The organism is Nocardia sp. NPDC058519 (assembly GCF_042719755.1).
Taxonomy (GTDB): Bacteria; Actinomycetota; Actinomycetes; order Mycobacteriales; family Mycobacteriaceae; genus Nocardia.
Map to the genome: position 1 here is coordinate 130,346 of NZ_JBHXNK010000018.1, position 23,417 is coordinate 153,762.

Here is a 23,417-nt window from a genome sequence, read left to right on the forward strand (position 1 = left end):
GGATTTTTGCAATGGGTTCGGGCAAGATGAGGTCCATGACCGCCAGCGCGCCACGCCGAGGACGTCCGCCCAAGAACGAGCAGCAGCTCTCCCGAGCGGCGATCGTCGAGGCGACGTTGAAGGTGATCGATGCCGAGGGCGTCGCGGCGGTGAGCATGCGCGCGGTCGGGCGAGTCCTCGGAGTCGACGCGAAAAGCCTTTACCACCACGTCGACGGCAAGGACGGGCTACTCGATGCGGTAGCCGAGCACCTGCTGGGATCCATCGCCCTGCCGGATGCGACCGGCGACCTGCGAGCCGACCTCTGGGCGATCGCCATGGCGTTTCGTGAACGCGCCTTGGCTCACCCGCAAGCAGCGTCGCTCGTGCTCACCCGCCAGCTCGCGTCGTTCGAGGGGCTGGCCCCCCTCGAGGCGGTTCTGAACATTCTCCACAACGCAGGGTGCACTCCCCGCGAATCCGTCCACCTGCTCCGAACGTTCGTCGCCACCCTCATCGGAACCCTGCTCAGAGAGGTCGATGCCGGGCCCACGTACGGCACCACCGACACCACCGCCATCGCCCGGCGCCAGGCAACTCTCGAGGGCAGCGAGCTCCCGGCGGTTGCCGCCGCCGCAGAGCATCTCGCCCGATTCGACGGTGCCGAAGAGTACGAATTCGCAATGAACCTCGCGCTGGATGCACTCCTGTCACGGCTCACTCAGCGTTGACGCTCGGCACGACGGGATGGCCGCTGCGGTTACCGCGGGGGTCACCGGTGGAGTTGGCCCACGGCGGCGTAAGCACTCAGATCCCACGCCGCACGGTGGCGTGGCATAGCGAACAGTGCACGTACCCCGTCACCGGCACTGGGGACGAGCGGCCACCGGTGTGGGGCGACCAGGCCCGGCGTGACGAGTCGGTACCCGGTGAGCATGGCCGTGATCTCTTCGCGCCCGCGTGGGTGGTAGTTGATCCCAGCACCGCGCAAAGTTCGGACGGCTGAATGGATCTGGTGGCCGTACACATCGTCGGTGATATGGGTGAACACCATCCACGTCCCTGCCGGAAGTCGGTCGGTCAACGCCGCGACCACGGCGGGGGCATCGCTGATCAGTTCCGCGGTACCCGACACGCACACCGCGATCGGCCTGGCCGTGTCCATCACGGCGGTGATATCGGCGAGGACGGTCGCAGTGTCGGTCACGTCGGTATCGGTGAAGAACCGGTTCGGCCCGGTCAGCAGGGCACGACCATACGTGGCGACGACGGGGTCGTTGTCGATATACAGGGTCCGGGTGGTGCCGCTCCGGCGTCCGGCGATGTCGTGGATGTTCGGCGCGTGCGGGTAGCCGCACCCGATGTCGACGAACTGCGACACCCCGTGACGGTCGATCAGGTACTCGACCGCACGCAGGGTGAAACGGTGCGATTCGGTGATCGCGGGCGTGATCGTGTTCGTTGCCAGGGTGGTGGCCAGCGCGTAGTCGGCGGTGTAGTGGTCCTTCCCGCCGAGGATCGCGTTGTGGAGGCGTGCGGGGGTGGTCCGGTACGGGTCGATCAGTGCGGACGGGTCGGTGGTGGTCAGTGCAGGCTCCTACCGCGTCTGGCATCGATGACGAACTTTGTTGCAGGGCAATGGATTCGACATTCGGTGGAATGATGCTGATCTCCGTTTGATCGCGGCTGTCGAGCCAGCGATTCAGCTGAGCTGCTCGGCCGCGCTGAGTCCCCTTGCACCGCCGGTGAGTTCCATCCTGTCGACACGACGCCGCGATTTGCCCGATGACAGCGGTCGCGGCCAGTTCATGATGTGCATTGCCTCTCCCCACCGTTCTTCCGCGCCATCAACGTGGAAGTCCCTTCAACTGCTTAGACGTCGCGCAGGTGGATTCGGTTCCCTTGCAATGGATATCGGTTCAGCGCCTCGTGGGCGAGGACGTCGCCCACCTGTTCGCACTCGTGCAAACCGTCGCCGAAACCCACCTCACCGACGGCGCCATCGCCGCCGAGGTCCTGGGCGCATCCGAAGACGCGGTCACCCGCGACGAGCTGATCGCAACCCTCGGTATTCGTGCGGGCGACCGAACGCTTGCGTGCTCGCCCGACACCGATCGGGTTGTCTCACTTGAAAACAGGTGACCGTGTGGGGACGGAACGGTGCGGAGACTCGAGGGTGGTTGATCTCGACCGTGGGGTGCCTAGTCGGGCAGCCAGCTCCAATAGATGCTGGTCATGTAAGTCAATCTGACCGATTCCAAGGAACTCGATTCATGCGTAACACCCGAACCACCTTTGCAGTTCCCATCATTGCCATTTTCGCGGCGCTCAGTATCTCGGCAGCCGTGCCGACTTCGGCTCAGGCAAAGCCGGTATCACCGTCCGAACAATCCAAAGAGCAGAAGTGCGAGGACTACCGAAGGATGAGCAACGCCGCTTCGGACCGAGCCTCCGACGAGTACGCCGCAGGCAACATCGAAGAGTCCAAGAAATGGTCGGGTATGGCAGATGCCTGGTACACGCACGCGGTGAACCTCGGCTGCCGCTGGGCAACTTGGCGCGTGAGCGGCCCCGGCGACAGCCCCGACAACCCCCCAGCCGTGAGTCCGCAGCCCTGAATGACTCGACCCCGCATGGCTGCTGGGAATGGCCGCACATCGGCATCACCGTGCACTCCAACGGCACGAGATCATGTCGGGCCGTTGATTTTCGGGCCTGCGGAATGACCGGTTCGAACAGCGCGGTCTAGCCGGACCAGAAGCAGACCAGGTCCTTCTTCACGTTGCCGGCTGCGCGGAGGCACCAAGTGATGCGGCAGGCAGTCAGAGGTCCGATCCCTTGCGATGGTCCACTACTGAGTCCGGCCCGGGCGACATGATGGACTCCTGGCCGTTCTCGGCCCGTACCCGGTAGGGAGGCGTGCCGTCGGGGCCGAGCACTTCGACGATTTCGACAACGTGATCCTGTGCACCGACAACCCGGCCATGCGTGACCAGCCGGTCGCCCTTTGATGCCCGCATGAGTAGCCTCCTTGTCACCGTTCGCTGACCTTCCGGGTTCAACGGTACTGCTCTCAGCTGTTGTTTCGCCGGTATCGACGGAGCTGTTCGGCGTCAGGGAGCTATTTCGGCGCCCGCCATGACCGCTACGAAATCCTCAACTGAACATCGCTTACCTGATCAAGACCGCCCGCGCTTCAACTCCTCCTCGATAATGGCGGCGATCGCGGGATCGGCCTCGTTGTCGGTGTCCTCGACCTCGTGGTCGTCCTCGTCGTTGAGGTCGTCGCTGATCTGGAACTTCCCGCTGAAGTCCACTTTGTCCCACTTCTCGCTGAATGCGCCCATGTCAGCAGCTCCTGTCACTCGTAGTGCACATGGCATGTGAGGCAGATCACTCATGAGGCTATCGGCGGGCCGCAGACTGGGTCAAGATCACAGGGCAACCCGAAAGGGGCCGGTAATGCTCGACGCCGCGGCTCTCGGGATCGCGCGGGTCGCGGCATCATCGCGTGTTCGCGGGCGCCATCCCCGCGCGCTCAGCGGCACGGCCGAGCCGGCTCCGTCAGCAACTCGGCTACTCATCCTCGGCAGCCTGGCGCTCAATTTCTTCCGACCATCGCTGGTTCGACCCACCAGCCGGTCGGTCGCTGCCCGATCAGTTCGAAGATCCGCTGCACGAGCGCATCGAAAATCTCGTCCAGTTCCTGCTTCAGGTCGTCGCGATCGAGAACCACATCACTGGCACGAAAGCAGATCTGATCGATCGGGCGAAACACCTCCGTTGCTGGTGTGTCCCCGACGTACAGCACTGCATCGGGGCGGTTCACCTCGAGATCGGTGACTATCGGGTACCGCTCATCGAGACCACTGAGCTGCCAACCGACTTGGTCGCAGAACGGTCGCAGATCATCGGTCGTCCACGTCCATTCGAACTCGGTGGCCACGCGCACCGCCCGGGCCGCGCGTTCGATATCTGCTCGCATAGCGGGCCTTTCGTCTGTAGGTTTCCGTGAGTACAGCGGGAAGTCGGGTAGTCGACGAGCTTCGTCAGCCCTGACCGCACACGACCGTGAACTGGTATGCGTCGATCTCGCCCCCGTACAGCGCCGCGCTCTGTTCGGCGGTTCGGCTCATCCAGTACGAGCCCACCGGCTCGTGGAGCCGCATGACATACAGGCGACGGGCCCGGCCCTGTTGTCGTAAGTTCCCTCGATGCTCGAATAGCCTTGCACCCGAACGATTTTCATTCGACCATAGGCAACAGCTGCTGCTCGACGTCCCTGCACACCAGCGCACCGCTGAAGGCACCCTGGCCTGACCTTCATGCATCACCTGGCGGTGATGACTTCATCCGGCAAGCGAGCCGACGATGAGCGATCAGCGGGGCTTTTCGAGATCATCAGGAGTTCTCCCAGTCGGACAAATCAATGCCGCTGCGGGCCATGGCGCGGCTGCACAAGGCGTTGAAGAAGTGCTCATCGACATCGCCGAAGAATGGGTGCCCCACCCCGTCCTCGACGTCACCGAACACAGCGATTTCGCTGCCTTTTTCCTCGTCGAAGACGAGGGTCGATGCTGGCCACTGTCCCGACCGAACCTCGTCGAGAAGGATCTGCAGCAGTTCGGTGAAGTTGTCCGCACACACGAAGTGTCGGTCTTCGTTTCGCCCGAAATTGATGATCTGTCCACGAATCCCGTCCGAGTCCGGATCGAAGTCGAGACCGATGTAGTCACTTCTGGCCGGATCCGACCACAACGGAATCCAACCGGGCGAGGTGTACAACGGCCGCACTCGCCCCTCCGCACCCGGCATAGCCTCACAGTCATCCTGCAGGTCTTCGATATCGTCCATCTCGCGTAGGTCAACCCATTCCGACCAGCACGCTTCGATCAGCACCGTCGACAAGAAGGAAAGGGTCGGAATGCACGGCACCGCGCCATCCTCGTCATGCGTGGCGGTATCGGTCAGCCGCTGACCGTTGTGCCTCATCAGCACGGCTTTCACATCGTCCGGAAGACGTTGGCCGAGTACGCATTCGAGCCTGTCGATGTCATCGCGGGCAGCGGGCGGGGCGAGGTTCTCATACGCCCGCGGAACGTTGACTCGCAGCCAACTCACATAATCTTCGAATAGCTCGATCGCCTGCACCACCGGAACATAACAGGCCACACCGACACAGGAACACGCTCATCGCCCCGATCCGGTTGCGCCAGGCCGACATTCGGAGGCGATCGTGGTGCCCAGCGTCGACACCGGCAAGACCGGTCGCACTGTTTCGGGCCAGAATCGCCAACAGGGATCCGTCACCACAACCTTTGCGACTTCGGGTCGCGACTCGGCGACACCACCATCCGCTCACAGTGCTATGTGTTTGTGCCGATTGCGGGATAAACGCCCGGCACCAGGCGGAGTTGGCCGGCACCGCGGAGCCGGCGGCTCGGTCTGCCTGATGCTGTGACCTGCCTCTCAACCGGTTGCCCCTTACATCTATGTGAGGGGTGAGGATTGCCTCAGCGCCCGGAACCACCGGGCCGGTCGGACGAGAGGCAGCAGAAAATGGGGCAGGCATGGGGTTTCAGCAGGTATGGCGGGCCCGAGGTGCAGGAGTTCTTCGATCGTCCCGATCCCGTTCCCGGTCGCGGCGAGGTTCTGATCCGGGTCGACGTCGCCGGCGTGAACCCGCTCGATCACGCGCTGCGCTCGGGTCTGGTCCCCGGGCTCGACGGCGGCCGTCCGTTTCCGCTCGTGCTGGGCATGGAGGCAGCGGGAACCGTTCTCGCACTGGGCGATGAGGTCGACGGGCTCGAGGTGGGTGACGCGGTCTTCGGTCTCGCACTCACCGGTGGCGGCACCTACGCCGAGACGACCGTGCTGTCCGCACCGAACACCGCGCGCATCCCGGCCGGTCTGTCCGCGACGGTGGCGGCAACGCTGCCGGTGGCCGGGACGACCGCGGTGGATGCTCTCGACCAGCTCGGCCTCCCGGCCGGTGCCACGATCCTGGTCAACGGGGTCGGAGGTGGCGTCGGTCTCGCCGTCGCCCAGCTGGCTCTCGCCCGCGAGCTGAGTGTGATCGGCACCGGGAGCGCCGCCAAACGCGAGCACGCCGACGCCATCGGGATGCGGTTCATCGACTACGCCGCTGGAGACGTCGCCGCCGCGGCGCGCGATCTCGCTCCGGACGGCGTCGACGGAATCGTCGACCTGGTCGGAGGCACCGCACTGCGGACGGTCGCTCCGCTGGCTCGGAACCCCCGCAACATCATCGCCGTGAGTGATGGGTCCGTACCCGATCTCGGCGGGCGCTTCATCGAACGCCGCCTCGGCCGCGAGAACCTGGAGCGATCGGCCCGGCTGGCCCGCGACGGAATCCTCGCACCCGTGATCACCGCAGTCCATCCACTCTCCGACGCCCCGGCCGCCCTCGCTACCGTCGAAAACGGCCACATCTCGGGCAAGGTCGTCATAAAGGTGACATGAGCAGCACCCGGTCGGCTGACGTCAAGAGCGGACCGCACACCGACCACTCCCGCACGACAACAACTTCGGTACGGACCTCATAACCAGCACTCGGCCTTTCGGTGCGTCCCGCCGACCTCGGACCGGCACGGCCACTTGGCCTTTCGAGAGGGCGCGCCGGCCGGTTCGGTCAGCGCGTCACGCGGCATTTCCGGGCGTTCGAGGAGCAGGATGTGCGCGACGACACGGAATTCTGCTTACGGGATGGGCCGGGTCCGCAGAGGAACCAAATTGATTGAGCGGCGCCCGCACTGCGCGCAACCCGTCGCTGCCCTTGGGCCTGCGGCTATTCGGTTCAGCCGTGGGTCAATTCCTCGGTCATGCGGGCGGTGATGGCGGCTAGGACTCGAGCCGTGGTGGCCAGATCTTCGGCCGGGACCACGCCGTAGGCGGCGGCCACGATCGCGCCGGATTCGGCGCGAACCTCGCCCACTACGGCGTTGCCTGCGGTGGTGGGCTCGAGTCTGCCGTGGGGTGTGTTCGCCAGTAGACCCTTGGCGAGTAGCGCATTCAGGGCAGTTTCGACCTCGGCGGGGGCCCACTGGGTCAATCCGGCGATCCGGTTGATGTGAGCGGCCCGCTCGACCGGCTCGCCAGTGGCTTGATTCAGCACGATCCACTGCTTCTCATCCAAAGTGGTGCCGGTCAGTGCGCGGACCAGCACCGCGGTGTGGTGCTTCTCGGCCTGGCCGATGATCGATGGAGTCAAGGTGGCGGGGGCCGGAGCTGATCGGGTCGTGGTCACGGCGGCGACGGTGCTGCTCGCGGGCGGTCCGGCCTCGGCGGTCGTTCCACCGCAACCGGTAAGCAGCAATGTCGCACCGATGGCCGAGACCGCTACGCCGACAACCGTAATTCTGCTGTTCATTTCGTGAAACCTCTTCTATATGGATGGACGAACCCGCAACGGTGCTCATGCGCCACCGGCCCACGCTCGCGAAAGCAATGGTCCGGTGGCGAATTCGGTTCAGGCGTTGGCCAATTCCTGGGCCATGCGGGTGGTGATGGTGGCCAGGACTCGAGCCGCGGTGGCCAGATCTTCAGCCGGGACCGCGCCGTAGGCGGCGGCCACGATCGCGCCGGATTCGGCGCGAACTCTGCTCACCACGGCCTTGCCGGTGTCGGCGGGCTCGAGCAGGCCGTGGGGTGTGGTGGCCAGCAGAGCACTGGCGAGCAGTGCGTTCACGGCGGTCTCGACCTCGGTGCGGGCCCACTGAGTCATTGCGGCGATCCGGGCGATGTGGGCGCCCGGATCGACCGGCTCGCCAGCGGCAAGGGCTTGATTCAGCACGATCCACTGCTTCTCATCCAGGGTGGTGCCGGCCAGTGCGCGGGTCAGGACCGCGGTGTGGTGCTTCTCGGCCTGACCAATGATCGAGGGGTTCAGGGTGGTCGGGGCGGTAGCGGTGCTCATTGCGATCTCCTGGTTCGGATGGTGCTCGGCGTCGTGAACGATTCTGACACTAAGTGTCATACGTGCGCAAGTACCAATTCAAACTGCGGTTCTTTTGGGCCTGAGGTTCTTCGCGCGCTAGGATCTCGATATGCCTTCAGACGACCGCGCCCTGCCGCTGCGGGAACGCAAGCGGATCCGCACCCGCCGCGCCCTTGCCGACGCCGCCCTGGCGCTGTTCACCGAGAAGGGTTTCGCCTCCACCACCGTGGAGGAACTGGTCGAGGCAGCAGAGGTCTCGCGCAGCACGTTCTTCCGGGCATTCCCCACCAAGGAGGCAGTGGCCGTCGAGGCCGAGACCGAGCTCTGGACCGGCTATCTCCAAGCCCTCGCCGCGAGTGAACTCACCGGGCCGATCCTCACCGCGTTACGCGACGTCCTCACCGACACGGCGACCGCGCTTCCCGACGACTGGGATGAGCGCTACATCGCCACACGCAGCCTGATCCTGACCGCCCCCAGCCTGCTCGGCTACGTCGAATACGCCCGCTCGGATGTGGAAACCGAAGTGACAGCACACCTTTCGGGCAAACTGGCCCTTCCCCCCGGCGATCTGCGCCTCCGCATCCTCGCCGAGCTGACCACTACGGCCTGGAGCATCGCCGGGCGTGGCTGGGTCGCCGCCGACGGCGCCGGCGGCCGATCCGCGCTCATCACCCGCCTGCACGAAGCCTTCGCCGCCATCCCCGACGCCCTGCGAACAACGGCTCCAACGCTCGCATAGGCACCGGCGCTACCAAGAGTTGTCCAACCCCGCCGACTAGAGTTTGTCGTGTGTCAGGCTGTCGCTGGATGCGCCGTGCTGGATTCGCATGAGGGCCGTCGTGTACGACCGCTACGGCGGCCCCGAGGTGCTGTCGGTCGTGGAGGTCCCAGCGCCTTCCCCAGGGCCGAAACAGGTGCTCGTCCAGGTGCATGCGACGTCGATCAACCTCTCCGACTGGGAGACATTGCGGGGGACGCCGCTGTATTCGCGCATCGGCGGGCTCCGGGCACCTAGGCGCCCGGTTCTCGGATCCGATATCGCCGGACGGGTCGAAGTCGTCGGCTCGGAGGTCACACTGTTCAAACCGGGTGACGAGGTCTACGGCGACAATCTCATGCTCAAGGGCGGGTTCGCGGAATATGCCGTGGTTCCCGAATCGGCGCTGGCCCACAAACCGGTGTCGCTGAGCTTCGCCGAGGCGTCGACGCTGCCACAGTCGGGGGCGATAGCACTGCAGGGCACGGCCGGCATCGCAGCCGGTATGTCGGTGTTGATCAACGGAGCCGGCGGCGGGTCCGGAGCGTTTGCGATCCAGCTGGCCAAGAGAGCCGGGGCTCACGTAACCGGGGTGGACAACGCCGCCAAACTGGCGTTCATGCGCACGCTCGGCGCCGACGAGGTCATCGACTATCGCGCTGAGGACTTCACCCGAACCGGACCGTACGACCGGGTACTCGACCTCGTCGCCCACCGGTCGGTCTTCGCCTATCGCAGGTCGGTCGCGCGTGGCGGCCGGTACCGCTGCGTCGGCGGCACCACGCGCGCGGTGGTGCGGTTGGCGACGGTCGGCGTGGTCGCCGGAATGGTGACCGGCCGCGGGCTCGGGGTCCTCGCGGTGAAGGAAGGGCCCGCGCACTTCACACCCCTCGCGGAGTTGTGTGTCGCGGGACGGATCGGTATCCACATCGACCGCAGTTTCCCCCTCGACGAGACCGCGAACGCGCTGGCCCACGTCGGTGCGGGACGCGCCCTGGGCAAAGTGGTGGTCGAGATCCGCTGATCGGCACCACCGGATGTTCTGCGCCGCAACCAGTCGGTGCCGCTACGGCCGCCGCACCGACATGTTCTCTGCTGTTCGCCCAGAGCAGACTATGAGCAGCTGACGGACGGATACCGCCCGTGGCTACACACGGATGCGGACGTTCGCAGATCGCGCGCCCAGCGGCATTTGCGGATGTAATCGCTAGAGGCGGATCGCCGTACGGACGAGGTCGGCGATGGCTTTGGATCTGCTGTGTGGTGGCCAGGCGATGACGGTCGTGACGGCCGGTGCGTCCGGCACCGGCACGGTGGCGTGATCGTCGCGTAGCTGGGCGCGGAGCGACTCGGGCACGACCGCGCAGGCCCGTCCGAGCGTGATCAGCTGGGTCAACTGGGTGTGGTCGCGAACCTGCGGGCCGGGGCCGTCCGGATAGCTTCCGTCCCGTCGGGGCCAGCGCGGCAGGGGCAGGTCGGTAAGGGCGTTGACCTCGGCCATCGATATGTGGGGTCGGTTGGCGAGGTGGTGCCCCGCGGGCAGGACCACGATCTGCTGCTCGGTGTGCAGGTCCTCGGTGTCGAATCCGGTCGTCGTGTCGTAGGGCCGGTGGAGCAGAGCAACGTCGGCACTCCCGTTGCGTAGCAGTCTTTCCGGTTCGCCGGGTCCGCAGAGCACCACCTCGACTGCGACAGCGCAGGGATCTGCGGCATAGGCGTCCAGCAGCTTCGACAGCAGTTCGCTGGAGGCTCCTGCCTTGGTGGCCAGCACGACACCGGGCAGGTCGGCAGCGGCGCGGCGAGTGCGGCGCTCGGCGGCTTCGACCGCTTCGAGCGCTGTCCGGGCCTCCCGCAGAAGCACCGACCCTGCCTCGGTCAACGTGATCGCGCGGGTATTGCGGTGCAGCAGAACGACTCCGAGTCGCCGTTCGAGCTGCTGGATCGCCCGCGACAGCGGTGGTTGCGCCATCGCGAGCCGTTGTGCCGCCCGCCCGAAGTGCAGCTCCTCGGCGACCGCGACGAAGTATCGCAACTCCCGAGTCTCCACCCTGTGATCGTATCCGGCGCTCACCACGACCAATACCCGTGCGGTATCGCCGCTCACCCAATCGGTCTTGGACGCACCACCCGGGTCCGCAACATGATCAACGGCATGAGTGAACCGACGATCGCGCTGGTGACCGGCGCGAACAAAGGAATCGGATACGAGATCGCGGCGGGGCTCGGCGCCCTCGGCTGGCGAATCGGTGTGGGCGCGAGGGATCGACAACGCCGCGAGACCGCGGTGGAGAAGCTGCGCGCGGCCGGGATCGATGCGTTCGATGTGCCGCTCGACGTGGACGACGACGCGAGTGCCGTCGCCGCGGCCGAGCTGATCGCCGACCGTACCGGAGGGCTCGACGTCCTGGTCAACAATGCCGCGATCACCGGCGGTATGCCACAGACACCCACGACGGTCGACCCCGCGACCGTGCGAGCTGTCGTGGAAACCAACGTGATCGGCGTCATCCGGGTCACCAACGCGATGCTGCCCATGCTGCGCGGCTCGGCGTCACCGCGAATCGTCAACATGTCGAGCAGCGTGGGCTCGCTCGCCCTGCAGACGGCGCCCGGCGTCGATATGGGCCCGGTTCCCGCTGCGTACTCGTCGTCGAAGACCTTCCTCAACGCCGTCACCATCCAATACGTCAAGGAACTGCGCGACACCAACATCCTGATCAACTCCGGCTGCCCCGGTTTCACCGCCACCGACCTCAATGGCTTCCGGGGCGTCCGCACACCGCAACAGGGTGCGGCGATCGCGATTCACCTCGCGACCCTGCCCGATGACGGACCGACCGGTGGCTTCTTCGACGACGCCGGAACAGTGCCCTGGTGACGGGCACACCGGTGCGAACACCCCTCACGCGCCTGTTGAGCGAGTTCACGCCAGTGATAGCCCTTTTGGCGCATGAGCCGCAGGATCCGGCTCGTCCCCGCAATGCCCGAATCAGCCTTCAGGCCATGATATTTCGCCGCGCGTTGGCGAGGTTGGCGATCAGCTCCGCACGGGTCTGGGACTCGTGCGCGACCCAGGCGGGCTGGCCGGGACCGCTGCGCCAGGATTCGTTCAGCGGACTGTTGTCGACGGTGTCGAAGCCGAACTGGTCATACAGTCGGGTCACGAGATCCACCGCCTCGGGAAAGTCGCTCGACGCCGACAACGCCAGCCGGCCCGTAGTTCCCGCTGGTCGACCCGCAGTGGTGATGCGGGGAGCCTGGATGTGGGTGAAAGCCTTGACCACTTTGGAGGTGGGTAGATGATCCTGCCGCAGCTCGTGGACGGTCTTCTCCCCTGATTCGACAACCGGGAACCGGCCGTCGCGCCAGGCCATGTAGTTGTTCGTGTCCAGCACGATTTTTCCCGCGAGCTGATCGACGGGCATATCGTTGACCATCCTGAGTGGCACTGCCACCACGACGAATTCACCGGCGGCAGCGGCTCCGGCGGCGGTCGCGGCGCGCGCTGATGGGCCGAGTTCAGCGATCAGGTCATGGAGAGTCTCTGGTCCTCGCGAATTGGCGATGACGACGTCGTAGCCGTTCGCGATGGCCGCACGGGCGATCTGGCTACCGATTTCGCCCGCGCCGATGATGCCGATTGCTGTCATTGGTGTCTTCCCTGTGGTGGCGGCGACGTGAGTTGTCAGCGCGCGAAGGCGCTTTCGATCATGTGCAACACGGCGCTCTTGGCGCGCAACAGCTCGTCTTCGCCGATGCCCGACTTGTGCAGGAATTCGATTCCCTGCATGACGGTGATCAGCGCACGGGCGGTCTGCTCGGCATCGATGTCGGCGTCGATTTCACCGGATTCCTTGGCCTGGTCGATCTGCCGAACGAACAATTCGAGCGTTCCGGCGTACGCCTGGCAGGCCAGGGCGCGGACCTGCTCGTCCTGGGAGCTCAGCGCCGCAGCACTATTGGCCATCAGGCAGCCTTGCGGCGGCAGATCCAGGCGGCCGCCGTCGTCGAACGTGACCGCCGAGGTGAGTCCGTGCCATGGGCTCGGATCAGCGGCGACCGCCGCCTCGAGCCCAGCGGACTGGCGGGCGCAGTAGTCCTCCAGAATCCGGACGAACAAGTCGTGCTTGTTGCCGAATGCTCCGTACAGGCTCTGGGTTCCGACTCCGGTCGCGTCGGTGAGGTCCTGGACCGACGTGGCCGCGTAGCCATCGCGCCAGAACCTGCCTCTCGCGGCGGTGAGCACAGCCTGCTCGTCGAACTTCCTCGGCCTGGCCATGTCTCGAACCTACCAGTTATGGAGGAAACACTCAATAATTGACAGAACGTGCCGCCCTTGCAATTGTTGATCGATCACTCCATAACTCGACAGCAAGGACGACGCACATGGTGACAGGACCGCTCGCAGGCAAGACCGCCCTGGTGACAGGGGGATCCAGGGGCGTCGGCGCCGGCATCGTCGCACGATTGGCGGCCGACGGCGCACGGGTGGCATTCACCTACGCGAGTTCCACCGAGCGCGCGCAGGCGGTGGCCGCCGCTGCTGCCGCGACGGAAGGCGTCGCCTACGCGATCCGCGCGGACAGCATGGCCGAGGAAGAAGTCGTCTCCGCGGTCGCGCGCACTGTCGACCGGTTCGGTGGCCTCGACATCCTGGTCAACAACGCCGGTGTCGGTAGTTTCACCGAGATCACCGACCTGACGATGGCAGAGATCGACGCGATGCTGACGGTGAACGTGCGGTCGGCCATCGTGGCGATCCGAGAGTCGCTGGCGCACTTGGGCGACGGCGGGCGGATCATCAATATCGGCAGCATCAACGCCGATCGCATGCCCTTCCCCGGTGGGTCGATCTACGCCATGACCAAGGGCGCGCTGGCCAGCCTGACCCGTGGCCTCGCACGCGAGCTGGCCCCGAAAGGCATCACCATCAACAACATTCAGCCCGGCCCGGTCGACACCGACGCCAACCCGGCCGACGGCCCCGCCGCGTCGGCCATGCTCGGCGTGATGGCAGTCGACCGGTTCGGGACCTCGTCGGAGGTCGGGGCTTTCGTGTCCTTCCTCGCCGGGCCGGACGCCGCCTACATCACCGGCTCCAGTCTGAACATCGACGGTGGATTCGGCGGCTGACCACGGGCCGACGGCACGACCGATCACCGGCGCTGGCCGCCCAGCGATCTGGTCGGCCGTGCACCGGTGAAAGACGTCAGGCCTGCGCGTACTCGGCTGCGACGTCGAGGATCCAGGTGACGCCGAAGCGATCGCGCAGCATCCCGAACCCGGGCGCCCACTGCGCCGGGCCGAATTCCTCGATGACGCTCGCGCCGTCCGCGAGGCGTTCCCACAGTGCGCCGACCTCATCGACGGTGTCGCCACGGACGGAGAGGAAGAACGATTCCGAGGTGAGCGTTGTGCCGTTCTCGCGACGGGTAGTGGGCGCGCCCTGAGCGACCGGTGCGTTCGCACCAGGCACGTCGTAGGCCATCACCCGGAAGCCGTTGTCGGCGATGACCTGGCCGAACACCACCTTCGTGGCGTCGGGCAACTCGGCGGGCAGCCCGAAATCGCCGTAGGTGGCGATGGTGGTCTGCCCGCCGAACACCGACTGATAGAACTCGAGGGCCGCGCGAGCCTGACCGTGGAAGTTCAAGTGGGCGACTGTGTTTACCGACATGATGACGAGGTCCTTTCAGCGGTGATCTCGTCACCGGAGGTTCCGGCGACAAATGCCACCCTGTCAGCGGTACAGGACAGGGAATGTCCGCTATTGATGGCAGCCTGGTCACCATGCCGATCGCGTCTTCTAAGGTGACCTCCCGCCGTCTGCTCTCGCTGTTGTCGTTGCTGCAGGTCCGCCGTGACTGGCCGGGCATGCTGCTCGCCCAGCGGCTGGCGGTGAGCGAACGCACGGTTCGCCGCGACGTCGAGCGGCTGCGCGAGCTCGGCTATCCCATTCACGCGGTGAAGGGACCCGAGGGTGGTTATCGGCTCGAGGCGGGCAGCGAGCTGCCCCCGCTGCTGTTCGACGACGAGCAGGCGGTCGCGCTCGCGGTGGCATTGCGGATCGCGGTCGGGACAGGAGCGGGTATCGAAGAGGCCGCCGCACGCGCTTTGGCGACGGTGCGGCAGGTCCTGCCGTCCCGCCTGCGCCAACGCGTCGACGCCCTCGACGTGACCGCCGTCGAATCGGCCGGGCGCGGCGCGGATCCCCAAGTCGACACCGCCGTGCTGCTCGCACTCAGCGCCGCCATCCGGTCCGCCGAGGAGTTGCGGTTCGACTACCGGTCGGCAGCAGGGCAGCACGATCCGGGGTTGCTCCCGGCGCGGCGGGTGCAGCCGCGCCACCTCGTGGTCCGGGGTGGGCGCTGGTACCTGATCGGGTGGGATCCCGAGCGGCAGGATTGGCGGATTCATCGTGCCGACCGGCTGACATTGCGCGTCCCCAACGGGCCGCGCTTCACCCCACGCGAAGTGCCGGGTGGTGACGTCGCCGCGTTCCTTTCGGCCCGGTTCAAAGGCTCCGACACCGCGAACATCTGGCCCTGTCGCGGCGAGGTGATCCTCGACCTGCCCGCCGCACAGGTGGCACCGTTCGCCGGCGACGGAATCGTCGAGGAACTCGGCCCCGCGCGAACCAGACTCCTGACCGGCTCCTGGTCCTGGCCCGCACTCGCCGCGACACTGGCGCGTTTCGACACCGAGATCGAAGTCGTGGGCCCGGACGCACTGCGTGAGGCCTTCGCCGCGTTGTCCAGGCGCGCCGCACGCGCCGCACACCCAGGAACATAAGACTGCGCGAAGGCTCGCCAGTTGGAACACTGCACCAAATTGGTACAGCGCTCCAAACCTTGATACCGTGGAGGCATGACAGCGCGAGCCCACCCACCTCGGCGACGTAACCAGGTGCTCGCCCGGGAGCAGATCATCGATACCGCGATCGAGCTGCTCGACGCGGGTGGCGAGGGTGCGCTGACAGTCCGGGCGCTGACCGAGCGCCTGGCCACCGGGTCCGGCGCGATCTACTACCACGTAGGAGCCAGGGACGAACTGCTGGATGCGGCAACGGAAAAGGTCATCACCTCGGCGCTGGCGACCGAGCCCTCCCCCGCGGTGGCCACGCCCGAGGAAGAGATTCGCGGTGCCGCGCTGGCACTGTTCGACGCCATAGCCGAACACCAGTGGCTGGCCACGCGGCTGACCCTGCAGATCATCCGGAACCCGGCCGGACCGGTGACGGTGGGGATCTTCGAAAGGATCGGCCGACAGGTGGGCGCCTTGGGCGTGCCGCGAGCCTCCTGGTTCCATGCGACATCGACGCTCGTGCACTACATCCTCGGCGCCGTCAGCCAGAACGCACGCATCGTCGGCGACACCTCAGCCATCCAGCCGGATGTGGATCGCGAAGAGTTCTTCGACGCGACGTCGACGGCGTGGCAGGAGCTCGATCCGGACGACTACCCGTTCATGCACGCCATCGCGGGGCAGGCAAGGGAGCACGACGACCGCGAACAGTTCCTCACCGGCATCGCCATCGTCCTCGCCGGTCTGACCCATCTCCGGTAGCTACGAAAGGGATCTCTCATGCATGACGTACTGATCGCCGGCGGCGGTCCGGTCGGCCTGTTCCTGGCAGGCGAGCTCGCCCTGTCCGGCTGCTCGGTACTGGTCCTCGAGCGGGACCAGGAACCCGGCTCACCGTTGCAGGCCCTCCCGCTCGGGATGCGGGGCCTGAGCGCCGGGTCAGCCGAGGCGTTCTACCGCCGCGGCCTGCTCGAAGCGATAGTGACCGCTTCGGGCGCCGACGAGAACGAGATCGGCGCGGATCCAGAAGCGGTCGACGCGCCGGATCCGCGTGGCGTGAGCCATTTCGCGGGCATCGGCCTCGACGCGGCCAACATCGACACATCGGCGCTCCCGTTCCGGCTGCCGAGCCCGGCGATGGAAGCCTTCATCACCAATCTCGAAGCAGTCTCGGCGGTGCTGACCCAGTGGGCGGGCGACCTCGGCGTCGAGATCGTCCGAGGTGTTCCCGTCACCGCCGTGACCCAGGATGACGAGGCCGTGGTTGCCATCGCAGGCGGGCATGAATACCGGGCCCGCTGGCTGGTGGGATGCGATGGCGGGCGCAGTACGGTTCGCGAGCTCGTCGGCTTCGACTTCGTCGGCACCGACCCGCTGTTCACCGGCTACATCGCACGCGTCACGTTCGCCGACCCGCAGCAGCTGCCCCTCGGGTTCACCTTGACGCCCACTGGCATGTACCTGCGCACACCGTTCGAAGGCCACCTGGGCATGATGGACTTCGACGGCGGCGCGTACGACCGCTCCAAACCGCTGACCCGCGAGCATCTTCAGACGGTCCTGCGCCACATCTCCGGTACCGACGTGAAGCTGACCGAGGTCCATCTGGCCTCCAGCTTCACCGATCGAGCCATGCAGGCGACCACCTACCGCAAGGGCCGGGTGCTGCTGGCCGGCGACGCCGCGCACATCCACTCCCCCCTCGGCGGCCGTGGGCTCAACCTCGGCATCGGCGACGCCGTGAATCTCGGCTGGAAGCTCGCCGCCACCGTCCACGGGCACGCACCCGAGGGCCTGCTCGACACCTACACCAGCGAGCGCCACCCGGTCGGCGCCTCGGTGCTCGACTGGTCACGCGCCCAGGTGGCCACCATGAAGCCGGGCCCCAACGCCCCCGCGCTGCGGCAGCTGGTCCACGATCTGATGAACACCGCCGACGGAACAACACACACATACCGGACGACATCGGGCCTGTTCGACCGCTACGACCTCGGCAACGAGCACCCGCTCGTCGGCCGGACCGCGCCGGACTTCCGCTTCGAGGACGGCACCCGCCTCGGCGACCTGCTGCGCGGAGGCCAGGGCGTCGCGCTCGACTTCAGCAGTGACCGCGCGCTGCAGGTCACTGCCAAGGGATGGGCGGGCCGAATCCGGTACGCCGCAGGCCAGGTGCGCAACGACCTCGGATTCCGCGCCCTGCTCATCCGCCCCGACGGCATCGTGGCATGGGTAGATGACGCCGCCCCCGATCGCGACGGTTTCGCGCGGGCCGCCACACACTGGTTCGGCCGCCCAGCCCAGTGAAACCAAAGCTGTTCAGGATTGTCGATCCGCTGCCCAGAACATCCAACCGCCAACATCGGTCCGCGAACCCGGGACACGGGGTCCGGCGCGGACGGATGTCCCCAGATCAGTCTTCGAACACATTGCTACCACCAAGTCCGTATAAGCATCCTGAAATGCCGACGAGCGGATATCAACCGGCGAACTTCGCGGCGGCCTGCGCGGTGACAGGAGTGAAGAGGTTGATCAGGTTGCCGTCGGGATCGCGAAGCAGCAACGACCGGTTTCCCCACGGCATCGTCGTGGGCTCCTTGACGAGATCCTCGACCGTATCTCGCAACCGCCGGTAATCGGCATCGGCATCGGGGACCAGGAATTCGATGATCGCCGTGTGATTGTCGGCTGGGTGCGCGCTGCCCGCAGCGAACAGAGCCACAGTGCGGGTGCTTCCGATCGCGAGGGTGCCGACCGGTGTGACGATTTCGGCGAAATCCGGTGTAGCCCAGTTCGCTTCGACGCCGGTCACGTGCTGATAGAAACTGACCAGCCGCTGGATGTCGTCGGTGATCAGACGGATCGAGACGAGCTTCATTGTGTGCTCCTGCTGTCGGATGAGGCGGAGGTTCCACCGCCGCACGCCACGGTAGAGCCGATACCGGACAGTTTCCGCCCGGTATGGATGCGAGAATTTCCCGATGACGCGCCCCACCGCCCGAGTGCTGGCCCTGCTCGAGCTGTTGCAGACCGGCGGTACTCATACCGTCGGCGAACTCGCCGGACGGCTCGGCGTCGACGAACGCACCGTCAGGCGATACGTCACCCATCTCACCGACCTGGATATCCCGGTCCGATCGGTGCGGGGCCGCTACGGGGGATACCGGCTCGCTCCCGGATACCGAATGCCACCGCTGATGCTGACCGACGACGAGGCGGTGGCCGTGCTACTCGGGCTCCTCACCAGCCGCGGCGCCGACCGGCCGACAGCGGCCGCCCGCTCAGCCGACAGCGCGACGGCCAAACTCCGCCGCGTCCTACCCCCACGTCTGACGGCCCGGCTGGACGCACTGATCAACACCGTCGAATTCACCGCCGACACGCGCCCGGAAGCGGCTGTCGAGACCGCCGTCCTGCTCCGGCTCGCCGAGGCCACCCGCGAGCACCGACCGGTCGCAATCGGGTACACCGACCGAAACGGGCGGTCCAGCCAACGGACCGTGCACCCCTACGGGCTCGTCGACCACTCCGGCCGGTGGTATCTGACAGGGATGGACAGCAACAGTGCCGAACTACGCCAGTTCCGGCTGGACCGCATCACCACGGTGAGCACACAGCCCGGAACGTTCGCTCCGCCCACCGAATTCGAGCCGGCCGCTCACCTGCTGTCCGCATTTGCCAACGCACCCTATCGGCACGAGGTATCGATCCGAGTCCAGGGCACACTCACCCAGGTCCGCCCGCTGCTCCCCGCGACGATCGCGACCGTGCACGAGATCGACTCGCAGCCCCCTGACACCACCCCGTGGGTCCGGATCCGAATCCGCGCCGAACAACTCGACTGGATTCCCGCCCTGCTCGCCGGCCTGAACCGCCCGTTCATCATCGAGCACCCCGACACCCTCAACGACGCCGTACGCGCCCTGGCCCGCCGACTCACCGCGGCCGCCGACGCCGACGCCGATACCGAACCCATAGGTACCAGCCAGGACGACCTCTCCCTACTCCCTACAGCAGCCCCGTGATTCGGCGCGGAGAGAGCGCGGATCGTGGTTGATCGGTTAGACAGGCGTGCGGCCGCGAATCCGCCAGTGGTGCTGAGTTGATCACTCGGACAAAGTATTCGCTGTCGGGTTGTTCGCGGGAGATGGTGGGCGGTAGCGTACGGGCCGGGGGGTGTTCGGGCAGTCGGCATGAGATGCAGAAAGCCGTCCTCGCCCGCCATTTCAACTGTCACACGGGGGTTTTCGAATGTCTCAGATCGATGCGATGCAGCCGGGCGTGCAGTCGCCCTACGCGAACGAGCCCGCGGTTCGGCGATTGACCCGCCTTGCCGGATCCGCCGGAATTGCGCTGGGTATCGCGCTTGTGGCCTGCGCTGTCGGACTCGTGGTGTCCGGGCTGGTCAATCCTGAGTACCTGATCGTCGTCTGCGTGGTCGCGCTGTTGCCCGGGATCCCCGCCCTCAGCCTGCTCACGGCGTCGCGGCGGATTCTGCGTGGCGAGATCAACGGAACGACCAGGGCGACCACGATGTTGGTCACCACGGGCGGCCTCGTCCTGCTCGGAGCGGTGGGCGCCATCATCGAAGGGCCTTGGCCCGCGAAGATTCTGATGGTCGTTCTCGCCATCGGCACTTTCACTACCGCGACCTTCGTCAACCGTGCCGATCGAGCGTTGAAGGGCCAATAGTGGAGGCTCGGTGGGGGTAGCGCCGGATTCGGGCCCGCTCGGCCGTGCGGCTGATCCACACGGCCGAGAAACCAGGAGGCGATCAGTGTCGCGGTGACACCACGATCGCTGCTCGGCTGTACCAGCGGTCGACGGTATTGCCCTCGTTGCCCATGAAGCCTTCCGATTCCAGCGCGAACGGCCGCAGATCCGGTGCCTTCGGCGCGGTGCATAGTTCGTCGCGGTCGACATAGTTGCGCTCAGGTTCGCCAGTGTGGTCGTCGGTACCGACCAACCAGGTCATGGTGGTGGGGTCGTGGCCGGCTTCTGGGTCCACCTGCTCGATCAGGGCAGGATGGTCGGCGGGCAGGACCCCTGTTGGGGCGTCCTCGAAGGGCTCGTCCTCGCCGTCGACTGGATCCCAGGTCTCGTCCACCAGTTCCCACTGGTCGCCCGTGCGTTCCCATCGGCGGTGTCTGCCGACCAGCCACCCCTCATCCTCGAATCGTCCGTATGCCTGGCTTTGCTGGATCTCGGTGAGTGCCAGTGCCACCTCCAAACCAGCCGTGTCGGCGGCGGAGAACAGCATGTCCGCGCGGACCGAGTCGGCGCCTTTGAGCTGCCACCAGTTCAATCCCAGCCGGGAGTACTGGTGGTCGAGCAGATAAACCATTCGTTCGGGGGCGCGATGGTCGGGTCCGCCGTTGCGCTTCCACTGGGGGACCGGGATCGGGACGGTGAAATGCTCGCGCAGCTGCCCGGCGAGTGCCTCGACCGAGTCCGCGGCGCTAGGATCCCCGCCCCGGGGCGCTGACGTGCTGGTGATCAGGTTGTAGGTCAGTGAGATCCGATAGCCCTCGGTGACGGGCAAGACCTCGTGCGTGCAGTCGGCATAGAACGCTACTATCCCGAGCTCGGTGGGCGAGCCCTGATCGATGACCCGCTGTCCCTGGTGCTCGACCACGAACTCACCGCCCGAGAACGCGGATGGCAGCGTCACCACCAGCGTGGCGATCATCCCGTCTGCCTTCTCCGAATCCTGATGCGGTCGGAAGAACTGGCCCTTCTCGTAGACCAGTACCGAGTGCAGTTCCGCCGAGAGTGTGCGCTCCGGCGCCAACCCCAGGCGGTCCCGCAGCGAGTCGAGCAGCGGCGTGAGCATTCTCTGGTCATCGACGGTGACGAGTTCGCGCGGAATCTGCCACGTATCACGGACACTGGGGTCGAGCAGCGTCTGCTCCCCCCGCCCGTAATGAGCGGGGTGCGCGATTTCGCACAGCGCCCGCGCCTGCTCGGCACTGACCGGCAAGGTCACCGCACCGATCCCGTCGACCTTCAGTGCCGGATTGCCACCGGGAACCGTGTCACGTACCGCGAACGATCCGGTCTGACCCACCGCCCCGAGTAGCTCACCGATTGCGTGCAATGTCTGAACTGTCATGCTCTTCTCCCGCAACGTCCGACGGGGATCGCCGGACCCCGCAGGAATCTTGACAGAGGTGTCGGACATGTGATGACTGAGCCGACTAAGAAATTCGCGTGCTGACCGAGCAACAGTCGCGAGGATGGTGGGATGCGCTTCGCTGTCCCCGCTGCACGGGGCACTTTGCCGCAAAATGTTTGTCCGCCAACAACTCTCTGATGCCCGATGGTATGGCGTGTACTCGGGTTGGGTGGTTGAGTGGGATTCATGTGTCGTAACGACCTCGTCGGTCAGTGGAGCGTCGAGGTCGGGTACTACTCGTCCATGGAAGACGAGGTAGTCACCTTCTGGCCCGATGGAACCGGGACAGTCGAGTACATGCGGCCCGACTTCTCCGACTGGATCTTGTTCCGTTGGTCGAGAACTCGACCGACTCGGGTATTGCTCCAGCCGTACCGGACTCTTCTGGAAGAAGACGGCAAGATCGTCGCGGGCGATGAGATCCCGCAAGCCGTCGAGGTTCAGTACGGCATAGAACTTGAACCGCGTCCGTTGTTGGAAGCACCGGTGCCCGTTCTCTATCTGGAAGACGCGGGACTGTTCGCGACTCATACCGGTTTCGGGCTTCTGACCGCTGAACTACGCGACGACATGCGGTGCCCCGAACTGCCGCCAGGCCACGAGGCACATTAAGCCAGTTCAGGAGCATATTCCGGGTTCTGTCGCGAAGCACTGGTCGCCTATGTCTGCTTCTGTGCGCCTGGACCTGCCCCTGTTGTGTCACCGTCGAGTCCTGATCGATGGGGATGCTCGGTGGCGTCGCAGCACCACTAAAAGAGGAAAATCAAGAACCCGAAGCAAGCCACTCCTGCGCAAAGCAGAACCAGCAACAAAGTACTGACGAACACCGAGCAGCAGAAGAGCACCCAAACAAACCGAGCCTTGCCATGCGCTGCTGGTCGAACCCCATCCTTCCTGCCGGGGGCAACCTCTAGCTCGACGACACCCACCTTGCTGGCCGCAATCCTCACGAGGATCGCTTCGGTTCCGCCTCCATGCCCGACCTGTTCACTCTCACCCACGCCGCCAGATTGCCACAGAACAGGAAACCTAGTGGCTGATGGCAAGGCGCTACATTGTTGCTGGGCGCGCGGTCACGAACGTCCGCATCTGCCGCGACCCGCGCGATCCCGAGGGCCGCGGCACCAGTCACCCAACGCACTCTTCTGCCGAGCGAGTGCGTCTTCCTAGCCCGCCGACGCCGAGTTATCAACATCGATTCAGCGCGGCCTACTCGGAAATGCGACGGGCAAGATGGGCGCGGCGCGCCATTCAGACTGGCCGAAGACGTTGAGACAGGATAAGAGTGTGGCGCTGACGCAACAGTTCGTTCGGGTTTCCACCGGGCAGCTGGCTCTATGCCAGTCATCGGTCGACGAGGTCGACCGACTGTGCTCCTTCGAGGGCGCACCTGCGTCGGACTATCGAGACCTCGATTGGGCAGGGGCTCCTCTGTTACGCGTATTCGAACTGTCAGGAGTCGACGCCGAAACCCTGGCCACAATGCGGCACGCGCTCGACGGACACGAGGAGCTCAATCTCGAGTACCGGGGCCACCCGAACACGATATTGGTGCACCCGGTGACAGTAGTCGCACCGTACACGGTTACCCAGATCGCAAAGACCATGGCAGAGACTGACTTCCGAATGGTCTCGGCAGCACTGCCCGAGGGGTCAAGTCCAAATGCGTGGTGTAACGGGATGATCCCCGCGTGACCGCAGTTGGTCAGGCGGTCAAAGCTTCAACCGAGTCTCCTTCCTGCCCG

Annotated in this window: 27 protein-coding genes; 14 read left to right on the top strand and 13 right to left on the bottom strand. The window is 65.8% G+C overall.

Translation table 11 applies throughout. From position 1 onward, the window contains the following. The first annotated feature begins 35 nt into the window (after positions 1 to 35). On the top strand, positions 36 to 710 hold the full coding sequence (locus ACFWPK_RS20660; protein ID WP_378918087.1) for a TetR/AcrR family transcriptional regulator: 675 nt from the start codon (positions 36 to 38) through the stop codon (positions 708 to 710). 41 nt (positions 711 to 751) lie between these two features. Here ACFWPK_RS20660 and ACFWPK_RS20665 read toward each other — a convergent pair whose 3' ends face one another. After that, a complete protein-coding gene (locus ACFWPK_RS20665; RefSeq protein WP_378918152.1) occupies positions 752 to 1,567 on the bottom strand; it encodes an SAM-dependent methyltransferase in 816 nt (271 codons plus the stop codon). Between the two features lie 230 nt (positions 1,568 to 1,797). On the opposite strand from ACFWPK_RS20665, the gene ACFWPK_RS20670 reads away from it, so the two are divergent. Both ACFWPK_RS20670 and ACFWPK_RS20675 read left to right on the top strand, forming a co-directional pair. Beyond that, positions 1,798 to 2,121: a hypothetical protein gene (locus tag ACFWPK_RS20670; RefSeq protein ID WP_378918089.1), complete on the top strand. Its 324-nt coding sequence runs from the start codon at positions 1,798 to 1,800 to the stop codon at positions 2,119 to 2,121. A gap of 281 nt (positions 2,122 to 2,402) precedes the next feature. Further along, on the top strand, positions 2,403 to 2,597 hold the full coding sequence (locus ACFWPK_RS20675; protein WP_378918091.1) for a hypothetical protein: 195 nt from the start codon (positions 2,403 to 2,405) through the stop codon (positions 2,595 to 2,597). A gap of 204 nt (positions 2,598 to 2,801) precedes the next feature. Here ACFWPK_RS20675 and ACFWPK_RS20680 read toward each other — a convergent pair whose 3' ends face one another. The 4 genes from ACFWPK_RS20680 to ACFWPK_RS20695 form a co-directional block, all read right to left on the bottom strand. Continuing rightward, positions 2,802 to 2,999 carry a DUF1918 domain-containing protein gene (locus ACFWPK_RS20680; protein ID WP_378918092.1) on the bottom strand — a complete coding sequence of 66 codons (198 nt, stop codon included), beginning with the start codon at positions 2,997 to 2,999 and terminating at the stop codon, positions 2,802 to 2,804. 159 nt (positions 3,000 to 3,158) lie between these two features. After that, positions 3,159 to 3,326 (bottom strand): hypothetical protein, encoded by a 168-nt coding sequence (locus ACFWPK_RS20685; protein ID WP_378918094.1) that lies wholly within the window; start codon positions 3,324 to 3,326, stop codon positions 3,159 to 3,161. Between the two features lie 254 nt (positions 3,327 to 3,580). Continuing rightward, positions 3,581 to 3,964, bottom strand: coding sequence for a DUF6301 family protein (locus tag ACFWPK_RS20690; RefSeq protein ID WP_378918096.1), 384 nt, complete (start codon positions 3,962 to 3,964; stop codon positions 3,581 to 3,583). Positions 3,965 to 4,380: 416 nt separating this feature from the next. Continuing rightward, positions 4,381 to 5,130: an SMI1/KNR4 family protein gene (locus ACFWPK_RS20695; protein ID WP_378918098.1), complete on the bottom strand. Its 750-nt coding sequence runs from the start codon at positions 5,128 to 5,130 to the stop codon at positions 4,381 to 4,383. A gap of 408 nt (positions 5,131 to 5,538) precedes the next feature. Here ACFWPK_RS20695 and ACFWPK_RS20700 point away from each other — a divergent pair, with 408 nt between their 5' ends. Further along, a complete protein-coding gene (locus ACFWPK_RS20700) occupies positions 5,539 to 6,462 on the top strand; it encodes an NADP-dependent oxidoreductase (RefSeq protein WP_378918100.1) in 924 nt (307 codons plus the stop codon). 334 nt (positions 6,463 to 6,796) lie between these two features. On the opposite strand, the gene ACFWPK_RS20705 is transcribed toward ACFWPK_RS20700, so the two are convergent. Further along, on the bottom strand, positions 6,797 to 7,369 hold the full coding sequence (locus tag ACFWPK_RS20705; protein WP_378918103.1) for a hypothetical protein: 573 nt from the start codon (positions 7,367 to 7,369) through the stop codon (positions 6,797 to 6,799). A gap of 99 nt (positions 7,370 to 7,468) precedes the next feature. Then, positions 7,469 to 7,915, bottom strand: coding sequence for a hypothetical protein (locus tag ACFWPK_RS20710; protein WP_378918105.1), 447 nt, complete (start codon positions 7,913 to 7,915; stop codon positions 7,469 to 7,471). A gap of 130 nt (positions 7,916 to 8,045) precedes the next feature. Here ACFWPK_RS20710 and ACFWPK_RS20715 point away from each other — a divergent pair, with 130 nt between their 5' ends. Continuing rightward, complete coding sequence (locus tag ACFWPK_RS20715; RefSeq protein WP_378918107.1) at positions 8,046 to 8,678, top strand: TetR/AcrR family transcriptional regulator; 633 nt, start codon at positions 8,046 to 8,048, stop codon at positions 8,676 to 8,678. Between the two features lie 88 nt (positions 8,679 to 8,766). Beyond that, positions 8,767 to 9,720, top strand: a complete 954-nt coding sequence (locus ACFWPK_RS20720) for an NAD(P)-dependent alcohol dehydrogenase (RefSeq protein ID WP_378918109.1) — start codon at positions 8,767 to 8,769, stop codon at positions 9,718 to 9,720. A gap of 183 nt (positions 9,721 to 9,903) precedes the next feature. On the opposite strand, the gene ACFWPK_RS20725 is transcribed toward ACFWPK_RS20720, so the two are convergent. Further along, positions 9,904 to 10,743 carry a LysR family transcriptional regulator gene (locus ACFWPK_RS20725; protein WP_378918111.1) on the bottom strand — a complete coding sequence of 280 codons (840 nt, stop codon included), beginning with the start codon at positions 10,741 to 10,743 and terminating at the stop codon, positions 9,904 to 9,906. Positions 10,744 to 10,848: 105 nt separating this feature from the next. On the opposite strand from ACFWPK_RS20725, the gene ACFWPK_RS20730 reads away from it, so the two are divergent. Next, positions 10,849 to 11,574, top strand: a complete 726-nt coding sequence (locus ACFWPK_RS20730) for an SDR family NAD(P)-dependent oxidoreductase (protein WP_378918113.1) — start codon at positions 10,849 to 10,851, stop codon at positions 11,572 to 11,574. 118 nt (positions 11,575 to 11,692) lie between these two features. Here the strand turns inward: ACFWPK_RS20730 and ACFWPK_RS20735 are convergent, their stop codons facing one another. Next, positions 11,693 to 12,346, bottom strand: a complete 654-nt coding sequence (locus ACFWPK_RS20735) for an NADPH-dependent F420 reductase (protein WP_378918115.1) — start codon at positions 12,344 to 12,346, stop codon at positions 11,693 to 11,695. A 35-nt stretch (positions 12,347 to 12,381) separates the two neighbouring features. Next, positions 12,382 to 12,975, bottom strand: coding sequence for a TetR/AcrR family transcriptional regulator (locus tag ACFWPK_RS20740; RefSeq protein WP_378918117.1), 594 nt, complete (start codon positions 12,973 to 12,975; stop codon positions 12,382 to 12,384). Between the two features lie 107 nt (positions 12,976 to 13,082). Between ACFWPK_RS20740 and ACFWPK_RS20745 the strand changes: the two genes are divergently transcribed. Further along, positions 13,083 to 13,829, top strand: a complete 747-nt coding sequence (locus tag ACFWPK_RS20745; protein ID WP_378918119.1) for an SDR family oxidoreductase — start codon at positions 13,083 to 13,085, stop codon at positions 13,827 to 13,829. Between the two features lie 76 nt (positions 13,830 to 13,905). On the opposite strand, the gene ACFWPK_RS20750 is transcribed toward ACFWPK_RS20745, so the two are convergent. Then, positions 13,906 to 14,373 (bottom strand): VOC family protein, encoded by a 468-nt coding sequence (locus ACFWPK_RS20750; protein ID WP_378918121.1) that lies wholly within the window; start codon positions 14,371 to 14,373, stop codon positions 13,906 to 13,908. An 83-nt stretch (positions 14,374 to 14,456) separates the two neighbouring features. On the opposite strand from ACFWPK_RS20750, the gene ACFWPK_RS20755 reads away from it, so the two are divergent. The 3 genes from ACFWPK_RS20755 (at position 14,457) to ACFWPK_RS20765 (ending at position 17,804) form a co-directional block, all read left to right on the top strand. Beyond that, complete coding sequence (locus tag ACFWPK_RS20755) at positions 14,457 to 15,488, top strand: helix-turn-helix transcriptional regulator (protein WP_378918123.1); 1,032 nt, start codon at positions 14,457 to 14,459, stop codon at positions 15,486 to 15,488. A 75-nt stretch (positions 15,489 to 15,563) separates the two neighbouring features. Then, entirely contained in the window at positions 15,564 to 16,262 is a 699-nt protein-coding gene (locus ACFWPK_RS20760) for a TetR/AcrR family transcriptional regulator (protein ID WP_378918125.1), read from the top strand. 18 nt (positions 16,263 to 16,280) lie between these two features. Then, positions 16,281 to 17,804, top strand: coding sequence for an FAD-dependent monooxygenase (locus ACFWPK_RS20765; protein WP_378918127.1), 1,524 nt, complete (start codon positions 16,281 to 16,283; stop codon positions 17,802 to 17,804). Positions 17,805 to 17,976: 172 nt separating this feature from the next. On the opposite strand, the gene ACFWPK_RS20770 is transcribed toward ACFWPK_RS20765, so the two are convergent. Then, positions 17,977 to 18,375 (bottom strand): VOC family protein, encoded by a 399-nt coding sequence (locus ACFWPK_RS20770; protein WP_378918129.1) that lies wholly within the window; start codon positions 18,373 to 18,375, stop codon positions 17,977 to 17,979. A 103-nt stretch (positions 18,376 to 18,478) separates the two neighbouring features. Between ACFWPK_RS20770 and ACFWPK_RS20775 the strand changes: the two genes are divergently transcribed. After that, complete coding sequence (locus ACFWPK_RS20775; RefSeq protein WP_378918131.1) at positions 18,479 to 19,522, top strand: helix-turn-helix transcriptional regulator; 1,044 nt, start codon at positions 18,479 to 18,481, stop codon at positions 19,520 to 19,522. A 226-nt stretch (positions 19,523 to 19,748) separates the two neighbouring features. After that, positions 19,749 to 20,189 (top strand): hypothetical protein, encoded by a 441-nt coding sequence (locus tag ACFWPK_RS20780; RefSeq protein ID WP_378918133.1) that lies wholly within the window; start codon positions 19,749 to 19,751, stop codon positions 20,187 to 20,189. Between the two features lie 82 nt (positions 20,190 to 20,271). On the opposite strand, the gene ACFWPK_RS20785 is transcribed toward ACFWPK_RS20780, so the two are convergent. Further along, positions 20,272 to 21,609: a 2OG-Fe(II) oxygenase gene (locus ACFWPK_RS20785; protein ID WP_378918135.1), complete on the bottom strand. Its 1,338-nt coding sequence runs from the start codon at positions 21,607 to 21,609 to the stop codon at positions 20,272 to 20,274. 249 nt (positions 21,610 to 21,858) lie between these two features. Here ACFWPK_RS20785 and ACFWPK_RS20790 point away from each other — a divergent pair, with 249 nt between their 5' ends. Next, complete coding sequence (locus ACFWPK_RS20790; protein ID WP_378918137.1) at positions 21,859 to 22,284, top strand: hypothetical protein; 426 nt, start codon at positions 21,859 to 21,861, stop codon at positions 22,282 to 22,284. The last annotated feature ends 1,133 nt before the right edge of the window (positions 22,285 to 23,417 follow it).